The sequence below is a fragment of the Wenzhouxiangella sp. AB-CW3 genome, assembly GCF_014725735.1.
GTDB lineage: Bacteria > Pseudomonadota > Gammaproteobacteria > Xanthomonadales > Wenzhouxiangellaceae > Wenzhouxiangella.
Genome location: NZ_CP061368.1, coordinates 28589 through 42262 on the forward strand (window position 1 = coordinate 28589; position 13674 = coordinate 42262).

9 protein-coding genes are annotated in these 13674 nt (G+C 64.0%); 2 read left to right on the forward strand and 7 right to left on the reverse strand.

The genetic code is table 11. The features are described 5' to 3' along the window. Positions 1 to 75: 75 nt before the first annotated feature. The 3 genes from IC757_RS00125 to mutM form a co-directional block, all read right to left on the reverse strand. Complete coding sequence (locus IC757_RS00125; protein WP_223846181.1) at positions 76 to 2136, reverse strand: protein-disulfide reductase DsbD family protein; 2061 nt, start codon at positions 2134 to 2136, stop codon at positions 76 to 78. Positions 2137 to 2302: 166 nt separating this feature from the next. Beyond that, positions 2303 to 2512, reverse strand: a complete 210-nt coding sequence (locus tag IC757_RS00130; protein WP_190975407.1) for a DUF3185 family protein — start codon at positions 2510 to 2512, stop codon at positions 2303 to 2305. Positions 2513 to 2557: 45 nt separating this feature from the next. Then, on the reverse strand, positions 2558 to 3370 hold the full coding sequence (gene mutM, locus IC757_RS00135; protein ID WP_190975408.1) for a bifunctional DNA-formamidopyrimidine glycosylase/DNA-(apurinic or apyrimidinic site) lyase: 813 nt from the start codon (positions 3368 to 3370) through the stop codon (positions 2558 to 2560). 231 nt (positions 3371 to 3601) lie between these two features. Between mutM and IC757_RS00140 the strand changes: the two genes are divergently transcribed. Beyond that, the gene (locus tag IC757_RS00140; protein ID WP_190975409.1) at positions 3602 to 4099 is read left to right on the forward strand and encodes a macro domain-containing protein; all 498 of its coding nucleotides are present in this window, start codon (positions 3602 to 3604) and stop codon (positions 4097 to 4099) included. 46 nt (positions 4100 to 4145) lie between these two features. Here the strand turns inward: IC757_RS00140 and IC757_RS00145 are convergent, their stop codons facing one another. Then, entirely contained in the window at positions 4146 to 6893 is a 2748-nt protein-coding gene (locus IC757_RS00145; RefSeq protein ID WP_223846182.1) for an alpha/beta hydrolase family protein, read from the reverse strand. A gap of 210 nt (positions 6894 to 7103) precedes the next feature. Between IC757_RS00145 and IC757_RS00150 the strand changes: the two genes are divergently transcribed. Continuing rightward, entirely contained in the window at positions 7104 to 9200 is a 2097-nt protein-coding gene (locus IC757_RS00150) for an alpha/beta fold hydrolase (protein ID WP_190975410.1), read from the forward strand. Between the two features lie 41 nt (positions 9201 to 9241). On the opposite strand, the gene IC757_RS00155 is transcribed toward IC757_RS00150, so the two are convergent. From IC757_RS00155 to IC757_RS00165, 3 genes are all read right to left on the reverse strand, one after another. Continuing rightward, the gene (locus tag IC757_RS00155) at positions 9242 to 10480 is read right to left on the reverse strand and encodes a hypothetical protein (protein WP_190975411.1); all 1239 of its coding nucleotides are present in this window, start codon (positions 10478 to 10480) and stop codon (positions 9242 to 9244) included. Between the two features lie 77 nt (positions 10481 to 10557). Then, positions 10558 to 11574 carry a hypothetical protein gene (locus IC757_RS00160; protein WP_190975412.1) on the reverse strand — a complete coding sequence of 339 codons (1017 nt, stop codon included), beginning with the start codon at positions 11572 to 11574 and terminating at the stop codon, positions 10558 to 10560. Between the two features lie 120 nt (positions 11575 to 11694). Beyond that, positions 11695 to 13542 carry a winged helix-turn-helix domain-containing tetratricopeptide repeat protein gene (locus IC757_RS00165; RefSeq protein WP_190975413.1) on the reverse strand — a complete coding sequence of 616 codons (1848 nt, stop codon included), beginning with the start codon at positions 13540 to 13542 and terminating at the stop codon, positions 11695 to 11697. Between the last annotated feature and the right edge of the window lie 132 nt (positions 13543 to 13674).

The following is a 13674-nucleotide window of genomic DNA, read 5'->3' on the forward strand; positions in this document are numbered from 1 at the left end:
AAGGCATCGTGTACTCCTTGATTGTCGTTGGTTTGTTTGGATGGGTCGATGTGGAACAGTCTATTATGACTGGCCTCAGGAACGTTCCAGTGCCTGAATGACCAGTTGCGGGGTGAGTACCTGGGGCAGAACCCTTGGGTCCTCACCATTTCTCGGATACAGCACGTAAAGCGGTACGCCGTTGCGGTCGTAGCTTGAAAGGTACTCGGTGATGTCCGGGTCGCGCCGGGTCCAGTCGCCCTTGAGATAGACCACGTCGTTCTCTTCCATGGCCTCGCGCACTGCCGACGTGTTCAGCGCCACGCGTTCGTTGACCAGGCAGGTGATGCACCAGTCGGCGGTCATGTTGACCAGCACGGCACGTTCGGGGTCGTCGCGCAACTCGGCCAGGGTTTCGGCCGAATACGTTTCCCAGTGTGCGTTGTCGACCGATACCGCTTCCGCGCCACCGAAACGATCGGCCGAAAACAGGGTCGAGAGCACGAAGATCAGGCTCAGCCCCACGGCCGCATGCCGGGCGACCACCAGGCTTTCCCCACGTGACTCACGCCCGCCCAGCCACAGGGCAAAGGCCAGCACCACCATGCCCGACAGCACCAGCGCCAGGCCGGTGGGATCGGTCTGCCGGGCCAGTACCCACAGCAGCCAGACCACGGCCAGGTAGAGCGGAAAAGCCATGGCCTGCTTGAAGGTCTCCATCCACGGCCCCGGTCGTGGCAGGCGGCGCGCCAATGCCGGGCTGAAGCTCAGAACCAGCATGGGCAGCGCCAGCCCGAACCCGAGGGCAAGAAACACGCTCATGGCCATGGGCCAGGGCATGAACACCGCCGCGCCCAGAGCCGCGCCCATGAAGGGGGCGGTACAGGGGCTGGCCACCACGCAGGCCAGCACGCCGGTAAAGAATGAGCCCCTGGAACCCCCCTTCTCGGTCAGCCCCTGGCCAATGCCCATCAGCCGGGTCCCAAAATCGAACAGTCCCGACAATGAAAGACCCAGGGCAAACAGGATGTAGACCAGCAGGGCAACGAACCAGGCCGATTGCAGCTGGAATCCCCAGCCTATGGCTTCGCCGCCGGCGCGCAGCGCCAGCAACACGGCCGCCAGCACCGCAAAGCTGACCAGCACCCCGGCGGTGTAGGCCAGCCCATGACCGCGCTGGTCGTGGCCGGCACCGGAAACCAGGCTCATGGCCTTGATCGACAGCACCGGAAACACGCAGGGCATGAGGTTGAGCAAGACACCGCCGGCCAGCGCCAGAATCAGCGCCAGTGCCCAGCCGGGTGACGACGAGTCGACCAGCGCGCCGGCACTGAGCAGTTCGCCGGTCTCGGCCGAAAGATGCCAGGCCTGCCCGGCGTCGTGGTCGACCAGGATAAATTCCAGCTGTTCGGGCGCCCGGCTGAAATAGGCCGACAGCGGTTGAGAAACAAGAATCTGGCCGTTCTCGGCCAGCACGCTGGGCTCCCGGGCATGTTCGACCAGGTTGTCGTTGATGACAAAAAAGGCCAGATCGCCGGAAAGGTCGATGTCTTCCGGGACCACCTGCACACTCAGATTGCCCCCTTCGGTATTGAAGCGCGCCGTCCACCCCGCTTTCTCGGGCACGCGTTCAAGCGTGTCGGCAAACAGTGCGGCATGAGGCGATTCGCGTCGCTGGCCGTGATCGATTACATCCAGATCCAGCGCCAAAGTCGCGTCGCCCGGAATGCAGATTTCCTCGCACACCAGCCAGGCGGCATCGACCACCAACGTGAGCGTCTCGCCCGGTACGAGGCTGTCCGGGGTATCGATGCGCACCGGCAACAGGTGTCCGTCCTTGTAGCCGTAGTTGACCAGGTGGCCCATCTGCAGGGCTTCGGGCCAGGCCCATTCAATCTCGCCGGCTTTCACGCCATCGGGCAGGTCCCAGTGCAGTTGCGTCGGCAGCCCCGAATCACCCGGATTGAGCCAGTAGGTGTGCCAGTTGTCGTCGGGTTCCAGTCTGAGTCCGGCCCAGAAAGACTGGCCCGGCTCGACGGCCGTGATCTCGGCGATCAGCTCGGCGCGAATATGATCGCGCTCCACCGTGCCGTATTCGGGAGCGGCCCAGGACAGTAAGGGCAACAGGATCAGCGCGGCAAAAAGACTTCGCATCATGAGGTCCAGGTCTCTCGACGGCCCGAGGGGCCGCACGTCGGTCCAGCATTACAAATGTCGATGTGAACGCTGCCGCCGCAGCCGGACGGGCACGCGGACACACCTAGGAAAGACCACGCCGGGGCAGAAAAGGTTCTCTGTGGTGGTGCGCTCCTCCCCTGGCCCCTTAGCGTTTCCCGCCAAACAGCGTCAGCAGCAAGCCGACGACCGCGGCGGCAGCTCCCCCGATCAGGTACCAGGTGGTTTCATCGGTAAAGCGGCCGGTGAGGGTTTCATGGACTTCCTCGGTCAGGGTATCGGTGGCCTGGAAGCCGAAGAACAGCAGGCCGAGGCCGACGATCAGCAGGCCAATGCCGACAATGCGCTTGGTGCTCATGGTTCAATCCCGTTTCGGGTGAGGCCCGAGCATAGCCCCGAACCGTCAGGTCTGGCAAACCGGGCAATAGAAAGTACTGCGTTGACCAACAACCTTCCGGCGCACCGCGGCCCCGCAGCCTGGGCACGGTTGGCCCTCGCGGCCATACACTTTGAGCGATTGCCCGAAATAGCCCGGCGTGCCGTCGCCCACGGTGAAATCTCTCAGAGAAGTGCCGCCCACCTCGATGGCCGCGGCCAGGGTGGCCCGGATGGTCCCGGCAAGTCGATGGTAGCGTTCGCGACTGATCCGACCCGCCGGCCGGGTGGGATGGATGCCGGCGTCGAACAGCGCCTCGGAGGCATAGATATTGCCGACACCGACCACGATGCGCGAATCCATGATGAAGGATTTCACGGGCGCTCGTCTGCCCCGAGACCGTTGCCACAGGTGATCGCCATCGAATCTATCGCCCAGCGGTTCAGGCCCCAGGCCAGCCAGGCGTGGATGCTCAAGTGGACTGCCGGCACAGTAGAGCAGGGCTCCGAAGCGGCGCGGGTCGGTATAGCGAACCAGATAGCCGCCGGCCATCTGCACATCGACATGGTCGTGCGGGCCGGGGGCGGGTGCGTCCAGCCAGCCGCGAAACGACCCTGACATACCCAGGTGCCAGAGCAGGCAGCCGCTGTCCAGATGCCAGATCAGCCACTTGGCGCGCCGTTCCAGCGCGTGAATCACTTCGCCGCCCAGTCCGTCGACCTCGATCGGCACCGGCCAGCGCAGCCCCCGCTGGCGCACGGTGATGGCGGCAATACGCTCCCGCTCGACCAGCGGCGCCAGTCCGCGACGGGTGGTTTCGACTTCGGGCAATTCGGGCATGGGGATAAAGGCGGTAAAAGGTGAAAAGTGAACAGGATTATCGCCCCTTCTTTTATCATGAGCACCGGCCAAGTTCGAGGCATCGCTCATGGCAACCAGACCATGAAGCGAACGAACCGGTTCTTCCTTACACCTTACACCTTACACCTTTCACCTTTCACCGTCCCCAACAGCTATCCACGCTCCATTCGTTAGAATAGTCACAGGCTTGCCGATTATCGGAGCTGCTCCATGCCCATCAAACTCGTCACCGGCGACATCACCGATCAGCCCGATCTCGACGCGGTGGTCAATGCCGCCAATGCCCAGCTGATGCCCGGGGGTGGCGTGGCTGGTGCGATTCATCGGGCCGCCGGGTCGCAACTGGCCGAGGCCTGCCAGCCGCTAGCGCCCATCGCTCCGGGCCAGGCGGTGATCACCCGCGGCTACAAGCTGCCCAACCCGTGGATTATTCATGCCCTGGGGCCGCGCTATGGTATCGACGAGCCGGCCGACCGGTTGCTGGCCGATGCTTACCGCAATGCGCTTCGCTTGTGCGAGAAAAAGGCACTGGCCTCGGTCGGGTTTCCCGCGCTGTCGGCCGGTGCCTTCGGTTACCCGCTCGAGGAAGCCGCCGAAATTGCCATGGACACGGTACGGCAGTACCGACCCGATAGCCTGCAGGTGCGATTCGTTCTTTTTGACGACAAGACGTTGGCGGCTTTTCGATCGTTCGCCAGGGAGGGATGAGCACCCGCCCCGGCGATGACCGGGGCGGATGCATGCTGGAACGGGCTTAGTCCGTGGCGGTCAACTCGGTGGTGAATTCGCCACCACCCATCTGGGGCGGCAGTTGGCCCTGGACCCGCAGCACCTGGTAGGGTGCATCGGCTTTGCGCCAGATCACTTGGTCGCCACCCTCGTCGTCCAGAGCGGAGAGCTCGATGCGCCAGGCTTCGAACTCGCCCGCGGGCACATCGATGGATTCCCTGTCGGTCACCGTCAGGTTGAAGTAGCGGACCTGTTGTTGCATGCCGATCTCGGCAAAGCGCAGCGGCCGACGGTAATCCTGTGTCAGCGGCAATGCGCTGATCACCAGCTCCAGGGCGGTTTCACCGCCAAAGACGGGCGCGTCGAGCTCGATGTCGATGGGTATCTGCTGGGCGCCCGCATCAATCTCGCCACTGATCTGCCGGCTGTCGAAATCGACCTTGATGGTGGCCGGGCCCTGTTCGGCACGACGCTTGATCGGCCGCAAGGTGCGCCCATCGACCACGATCCGGTCGCTGGCCTCGCCCATCGGCGAGCTCGATTCTGAGCGTACTTCGATGACGGTGCGGCCGTCCTGTTCGGTACGCTCGATCGTGCGCGTGGCCGGCACTTCCAGCTCATTGCCCTGGACCGAAAGCCGGGTCACGTACTCCAGACGCCCATCAAGGATCTGTTCGGCATTGACCGTGGGCAGCGGTCGGGTGCGCGCGGCGGCCAGCTCGTCGGCCAGGTCCGGCAGCTCGACTTCGTCGACATCGACGGTGATGGCAGCGAGCTGCACGGCAATGTCCTCGGCCATGTCGGGCTGGTAGCGTCCTCCCAGATGGCTGGCGAGGAACTCCTCGGTGCGGGCAAACATGGCCATGCGATTCTCGAGACCGCGGAAACCGTGGCCTTCATCCGGCGCCACGATGTACTCAACCGGCAGATCGCTTTCGCGCATGGCCACGACAATCTGGTCAGCCTCGGCCTGACGTACCCGCGGGTCGTTGGCGCCGTGAATGACCAGCAGCGGGCTGGCAATCTGCTCGACGTGATTGATCGGCGACTGCCGCTCGAGCTGCTTGCGACCTTCCTCGGTATCCGGATCACCCACCCGGCGGATGAACATTTCCCGGATCGGTCCCCAGTAGGGCGGAATGGAGTTGAGCAGAGTAATGATGTTGGACACCCCGACAATATTCACGCCGCAGGCATACAGCTCGGGCGTAAAGACCATGCCGGCCAGTGTGGCGTATCCGCCATAAGAGCCGCCCATGATGCAGACCCGATCGGGATCGGCGATGCCTTCTTCGATCAGGTGCTTGATGCCATCGGTGATGTCATCCTGCATGGCATCGCCCCACTCGTTGTTGCCGGCATTGAGAAAGGTCTTGCCGAAGCCGGCCGAGCCACGGAAATTGGGCTGCAGCACGGCATAGCCGCGATTGGCCAGAAACTGCACCTGGGACCGGTAACCCCATGTATCGCGGGCCCACGGTCCGCCGTGAATCAGGGCGACAACCGCCAGGTTCTCCGGATCGGCACCGCGCGGAATCGTCAGGTAGGCGGGAATCTCCAGGCCGTCGCGTGCGGTGTAGCGAATCGGCTTCATTTCAGACATCTGGTCCGGGTCGATCTCGGGGCGGCTCCGGTAGAATTTCTCGACCGTGCGCTGCTCGCGGTCGAACAGGTAGACCGTACCCGGATCCACGTCGCGTGACAGGCTGACCAGGGCGAGTCGCTCGTCGGCGGTCATCGAGCTAATGCCGATTTCGCCTTCCGGCAGGTTCTCGCGCAGGAACTCGAGGTCGGCCTCGAAGTTCTCGTCGTGCGGATAGATCCGCGGCCGATCGCCCACGTACACGGTGGCCAGCAGCTCATCGGTGGCCGGCGAAAGAATCACGCCACCGAAATCGACCTCGCCTTCGGGGTCGCGCTCGAACAGTTCGGTGTCTCCGCTTTCAAGGTCGAGGATATAAAGACCGACCAGGTCAATATCCTCGCCCCGGTTGGACTGGAACCAGACCCGATCGCCGTCGGGAAGAAAGCCGGCCGGGCCGCAGGTTTCCTGCCAGGAACACTCGAACAGGACATCGCCCAGTTCGCCGTCGGCCACGCGCATCACTTCCGTGCCGCCGGCATCGGTCTGACGGGTCGCCAGGCGGATGTTGCCCTCCAGGTCGGCGCTCCATCCGGCCACGTTGTCGACATTCTCGATCAGCAGTTCGCGTTCGCCGGTGGCGATGGACACGGCATAGACGTCATGCAGGGCCGGATCGCGGTCGTTGATGCCGACGACAAGCCGGTCCGGGTTGCTGCGCGGCACGGAGATGATCTGGGCGCGAACGTCTTCGCCATCGGTCAGGTTGCGCGCGGCCGGCACGCCGTTGTCATCGGGTTCTCCCTGTGGATCGACGGCCCAGACATGAAAGTTCTCGTCGCCATCGCGGTCCTGGACATACAGCACGTACCCGGAGTCGTGGGTCCAGAAATAGCCGGGCACCGGGCGGCTATCGGCCGTCAGCGGGCGGGCGTCGTCAAAAGACTGGCCCTGCTCCTTGATCCAGATGTTGCGCACCCCCTCATAAGGACGCATGAACGTGACGTACTGCCCGTCCGGGGAGAGCTGGGCACCCGAGATTTCGGGGTCGCCAAAAAACAGGTCGCGGTCGATCAGCTCGGGCAGCTGGTCGAGATAGGCCAGCGAATCAGCCTGCTCGGCCTGGACGGCCGGGCTGAATGCCAGCATGAAGAAAGCAGCAGGCGCAAGCGCCCGGATCAATAACGTCATGATGTCACCCTCCTGATATGGGCGCCCGCAGGCGCCTGGTGTCTGGACACAAAAATTCACCCGAAACCATAACGCCAGAGCGTCCCGGATGGAATAGGCCATTCGTCATTGTCTGCCGGCCGCATGCCCTGTGTCCGGTCGCCGATTGGTAACGCGCTGGCGCATCGGGTAGGCTGATGTGAAAATTTCGTCAAACACCGGAAACCGCGCATGTACCGATTTGCCGCTTTGCTATTCCCCCTGTCGCTGATATTCCTGGCCGCCAGCCCGGCGGCCACAACCCCGGATGATTTCGTCATGGTGCCGGCCGAAATGGTATCGGACGAAGCGCCCGGTCTGCCGGCCCGGACCGATGCCGACTACGAATGGCTGCGCCAGGCCGAATACGACACTGTCGTCTGTCCATTTCGCGGGCGCATCGATTACGGTCCGGGCGAGGTCGAATGCGGCCTGATCCAGGTGCCCGAGAACCGCGAGGTCGAGGGCAGTCGAACCATCGAACTGCATTTCGTGCGCATCAACGCGCGCGGCGAGGACCACGAGGGCAACGAGGTCGAGGTTCGCGACGATCCGGCCCTTTACCTGACCGGCGGACCGGGGGTGAAGGTCGAGGGGTATGTCGCACGTCTCAAGGACCACCGCATCACCGCCCGGCGCGATCTCTACATCCTTGAGCAGCGCGGCATCGGGCACTCCGGTGATTTCTGCCCGTTCTTCGCCGATCGCAATCGCGCCGATTTCATCCGCCCCGATTTCGTCGACAGCCAGCGTGCCGCGCTTGAACAGACCCGCGCCTGCATCGAGGGCGCGAAGGCGCGCGGAGTCGATGTCACCGGTTATCACACTTTCGAGAATGCGCGCGACATCAAGGCGCTCCGGTTGGCTCTGGGCCTGGATGACTGGAACGTCTGGGGTATTTCCTATGGTTCCGTACTGGGCCAGGCCTACATGAAGGTCGATCCGGACGGCATTCGTGCCGCGGTGATCGACGCCATCGTGCCGCTGGACCTGCACGACCTGATGCGCATCCCGCACTGGCACGATCGCAACCTGGACATGCTGTTCGACGCCTGCGAGGACCAGGCCGCCTGCGCCCGCGCCTTCGGCGATCTGCGCGAACGCTACATGGCCGCGATCGAGGCCATGAGCGAGGAACCCGTTGCGCTGGAAGTCGAGGCCGACGAACGCTATCCCACCGGCAAGGCCTACCTGTTCCAGGACCTGATTGCCGGCCTGCCTTTCAGCCTGCTCTACGAGCAGTCCACTCACCCGGCCATTCCCGCCATCATCGAGGGCCTGACGCGAGCGGCCGAGCGTCGCGACCAGCGCTTCTTCCGGGCCATTGCCCTGATGGAGCAGCCCGGGGGGCCGGGCATGAGCAGGGGCATGTCGACGGCCGTGCGCTGTCTCGATGGCTATGTCGACCGCTGGGCCGAAGCCGCGCCCTCGGACTTTCGCGATTACCCGACGCTGGCCCATGCCTTCGGTGCACTGGAAGCGATTGCCGAAGCGCCGGAGGTCTGTCGACAAGTGGGCCTGACGCCGCGCGATACGGCCCAGTTCGAGCTGGTTGAAACCGACCTGCCGGTGCTGGTGGTCAACGGCGCCTGGGACCCGATCACACCGGTGCCGCTGGCCGAGTACATCATGCCCGGCTTTGCCAACGGCGAGCTGGTGGTGTTTCCGCATGCCGGCCACGGACCGACCCGCTCGGTGGAATGCGCCGGAGACCTGCTCAACGACTACTTCGACGATCCCGCCGCCGAACTCGACCGCGAATGCATCGAACACGGGGAGGATGCCGCCGACTACATTGCTCCCTACTTCCGCAGCCGGGCGGTCACCCGGGGAATCGTCATGCATGCCGAAAAAGAGGATCGGTTGCGCGGTCATGCCGTCTGGGGCGGTCTGTCCGCCGCCCTGTCCCTGGCAACCCTGATCGTGCTGTCATTCGGCTGGCTGGCGCGCCGGCTGGAGGGTCGCGGCCTTACTCCGGCCGGCGGCAGTCGCTTTCTCATGTTCCTGGCCTCGGCCGTGGCCCTGACACACCTGGGCGGACTCGGTGCGGCCATCCATGCCACCAGCGAGATCACCGAGGCCATGTTGTTGTTCGGCATGGTCTCCTGGGCGCGCTGGTTTGCCTGGCTGGGACCGCTGGCCGGCCTGCTGGGGATACTTGCCCTGGTGCAGGCCTGGCGCTACCGGCCGGCCCTTGCCGCGGCACCGCGCATCGGTTTGCTGCTGGCCGGATTGGCGATCATCAGCCTGTCGGTGTTCACCTTGTTCTGGGATCTCTGGCCGATCTGATCGCCGGCCGGCCCGGGCCGCCCCACCATGCAGTGGGCGGCTCAGGCCGATTCCAGTTGCCAGCGTGGCGTCCGATCGTCGTCACACCACAGGTGCCAGCTCAGGCCGGCCGGCGGCTTGCCGCCGGTGCCGGTCAGGACCACCAGCGTCAATGGCGCCAGCTCGAGCACCTGTTGCCAGCTTGACTGGCTGCTCGGTTCGATTTCAACACCGACTGCATCCAGCGCCAGATCCCGCGTAAAGGAGATCCATTCATCCTCGCTGCCGTCTTCGGGCAGTGTGAGGATGAGCACATCCTCGCTGATCGTGTGGCCGCCTTCGCGGAAAAGGCACACACTGCGGTGCCCTGATTTCAGCAGCAGTCGCGGCAGGCGGGTGACCAGGCTGCGGGCCGCCTGTCCCGTCGGGCTGCGCACGCCAAGCGCGGTCTTGCCCGATCGCGCCGATTCGCGCAAGCTGGCGATGATGGAGGCGCCGGGAAGATTGGCCAGTTCGCTTTCGCGTTCGCGCAAGGGCTCAAACAGCAGGTCATGGCCGCCCGGACCGGAGAGGCTGGTCACATTGACTGCTGTGGGGGAGTGATCGGGGCGTACGCTGGCGCGCCACTGGCGCATGCCGTGGCCAGGCAAGAGCTGCGAGGGCGGTGGCGAGAGCAGCCGGTCGAGAAACACCAGCCAGTTGTGCATGAGAGGATGACGTTTTACACCGTCGCCGTTGTCGATCCAGCCAATCACCAAGTCGCGACGCACGCTCAGACCCCATCGGCTCGCGCTGGGAGAGGAGGCCAGCGTCCAGAACGCTTCGGTCGAGAGCACCCGCTCGGCCTTTTCACGCACCGGTTCGAGCTTGTAGACCTGCCGTATGGCGTCACGAACAATGCGTGGCGAACACAACGCCAGCTTGACTGACAGACCGGTACGCCGGGAGATCTGCTCGGCCAGCCCGGCCTTCAGGGGTGAATCCAGCAGCAGGGTCAGCCAGCCATCCTCGCGCTGCACCGGCATGGCGTTGTGGCGCAGGGCCCAGGTTGGCGGCACCAGCCCGGCGACATCCGGATCGATATGGTCAACATCCGGCACCAGGTAAGGCAGGTTGGCCTGGGCGGCGAGCCCGAAATCCAGTTCCTCCTGCTCGACGATGCCCAGATCAACCAGGGCCTGACCGAAGTACCCGCCCTGAATACGCTGATGTTCCAGCGCACGTTCGAGGTCCTGTTCGGTCACCCTGCCCAGTTCCAGCAGCAGGGTGCCGATATTGCGTTGCCGGGCGTTGTCTTCCATGCGGTCCTGGCACGGTGAAGGTTGAACCCAACATACCGCAACTGCCCGGGACCGGCAAACCCGTCATCCGGGGTCCATCAGCCGGCCGAATCCGGCTGCGGCGCGTCCTGTCCCGCCACCGGCGTCACCTCTTCGGCTTCCATGCGCAGGTAGCTGTCCAGATCGTCCCGGATCTCGGGAATGATCTCCTCGATGTGAGTGATGCGCATGTAGAAGATCGAGTAGTAGATGACCTTGACCGAGGTGGTCACGCGCTCGAGCACAACGCTTCCGAGCTTGCCCATCCACAGCACAACAAGCAGCGGCAGCCAGGAAAAGTGCATGACTTCGGGCAGGAAGTCGACCTCGACATCGCCGAGCATCTCGCGCAGGTCACCGACGTAGAAGGCGGCAATGCTGTCGCCGACCCACAGGCCCAGGCCGATGGCCAGCAATACCAGCAACGCATAGACCGGTGCCATGATGGTGCCGACCGCGCGCGCGGCGATGTCGATGCCGAACACGCCGGTCAGCGTTTCGGGTACGTTGTCCCGGAGCGCCTTCATGCGGCCAATCCCCTCGCGCACGTTGCAGCCGTCCACGGCCGTGGTCGGCAGGAGATAGTGATTGACCAGGTCCCAGACTTCCTCGATGCCGCGCATGAACAGCCTCACCAGGCGGCCGGCATTGCCGTTGCGCCGCGCCATGGAAAGCATCCAGGCCACCAGCATGTCGATCAGGGCAATCCGCCGGGCGGTGGACCGTACCTCCCGCACCCGGGCCTTGGCTTCGTCGGCGCTGCGGGTGCGCCCCTGCAATGCCTCGCTGACCAGCCAGCTCTGTCGGAGCTCCTGGCGAACGAAGTAGAAGAACTTGTAGAGAAACATGCACACGGCGACAACGAGCAGCAAGGCCCCGAAACCGTAGGCGCCGATCACGATGGAAAAAATGCCGGCAAAGAACAGCGTGGTCATGACCATGCTGTAGATGGCCATCCGTACCCAGGGCCTCAGAATGCCGGGGTCGCGCCCGACAATGGTGAAAGTGTGCTTGAGCAGGTAGGCGAGCTGTCCCAGCCGTTCGCCGATGCCCGGCTTTCTCAGATGTTGCTGCATGGTTACGTTCCCCTGTTCTCTTGCATTTTTTGGCTTCAACTCTACTCTACGGTGAACCGAAGGAGAATGTGTCACCGACTGCGAGTCTGCTTGCCGACACCCGGGGTGATGCAGCCGGGATCAGGTATCGGGTTTACCGCCGTGGGACAGTAGGGCCTGGTGCATGATGGCCTCGAACCCCGGGTCCCGGCGCACGGGGTCGAGCACCTCGGGATAAAGGAAGTGCACGGACAGGGCGGGCCAGTAGTCCCACTCCTCGATGTTCATGAAGATTTCGATTGCCTGGTCCACCTGGCCCAGGGCGGCCTTGACCAGGCCGATGGCAAATGCGTCGTCGGTGGCCCGAATGGCGTCGAGTACCTCGCGCGCTCGGTCCGGTTCATCCCGGGCGATATAGGCCAGTGCCAGGGTCGCTCTCGGCCCTTCGCCGGCCCAGGCGGCGCTCAGCCCGTCGAGCAATTCGATCGCGCGTGGGTCACCGAGGTGGTAAAGCGCCAACGCCTTGTAGAACTGAAACGTGGTGAAGGCCAGCTCCATGTCGCCTGTCTGCCGGGCCGCTGCCAGCGCGGCTTCGTGCTCGGCCGTGCCGATTTGGGCCAGCAACAGGTTGGACAAGGCTTCCGGTGACATGGGATCGAGTTCGACCGCGCGAACCGCGTTCTCCAGGGCTCTTTCCGGCTGGCCCAGCACGAGATAGGTCCAGGCCAGCCAGTTATACGCCTCGGCATAACTGGGTCGCAGGGCCACGGCCCGTTCGAGCGATTGAACAGCCCTGGAGCCATTGCGGGTGGCGGTGTAGAGCAGCCCGAGCGAGGCATGGGCTTCGGCCAGCTTCGGGTCGAGGTCCTTCGCCTGCTGGATGGCCGCTTGTGCATCCGGCACGACCTCTTCGTGCGCGGCGTAGCCGTAGTCGTAGAGCAGCGTCAGCGCATCGGCCAGCCCGACCCAGGCCAGTGCATAGTTTTCGTCGCGCTCGATGGCCTGTCGGAAGTAGGTCGTGGCCTGGCGCAAACCGGGGGCGGTACGCAGATCGGCAAAAGCTCGGCCGCGCAGATACAGGGTGTAAGCCTCCAGGTTGTCAGTCGGCCGGAAACGCGCTCGTGCCGGATCGGGATCCAGTTCGGTGGCCAGATAGCCAACGATATCCTCGATCAGTTCGGCCTGGATGGCGAACAGGTTCTCGGCCGTCAGTGAACGGCGATAGGTCTTGGCCCAGGCGTGCGTGTCATCGCGGCCATCGATCAACTGTGCGTTTAGCTGCACCTCGGCCCCGATCTGCTGAACCGCGCCTTCGAGCACCCAGACCACGCCAAGCTGCCGCGCAATCTCGGGAATGGTCTGCACCGTGTCGCGGTACTGCCGGACCGACGTGCTGGAAATGACGCGCAGATCCTCGATATCCGACAGACGGGTCAGCAGATCGTGGTGCAATCCATCGGCCAGCGGCAGTGCCGGCTCAACGCCAATCCTTTCGAAGGGCAGAACCGCGATCGAGTGCTGCTTGAACTCTGGTCCGGAATCGGGATCCAGGAGCCAAAGTCCGGCGGCAACCAAAAGTGCGGTAAACATGGCCATTCCGGCGCGCGCAATCCAGCCGTGACGCTGAGTGCGGGACGCTGCAGATGACGCCTCCTTCCGGGTCGCCTCGATCGGCGTGACGGTAGCACTCAGTCGATACCCGCGTTTTGGAACGGTTTCGATAAAGCGCGGATGAGCTGGCGAGTCATCCAGCGCCCGGCGCAACTCCGCGATGCACTGGGTGAGCGCATGGTCGGTGACCACCGCAGGCGCCCACAATTGCTCATTGAACTCATCGCGAGAGACCACGCGCCCTGACTGTTCGGCCAGGTAGACCAGCACTGCCATGGCACGCGGGGTCAGGTGGACGTCGCCGGTCGGTCCCCTGATCCGGCTTTCCTCTGGCAGCACCAGCCAGTCGCCCAGCTGGAATCCCCGGTTCAACTCCATTGATGGTCTGCCCCTCGATTGATGACCATGAGCCCCAGTCTACCGGATTGACCTGGTGCTGCACTGACCACGGGCGGAGTGTCCCCACATTTTTCGCAGGAAAGTCTCACCAGATTCTCAGGACACTCCGGG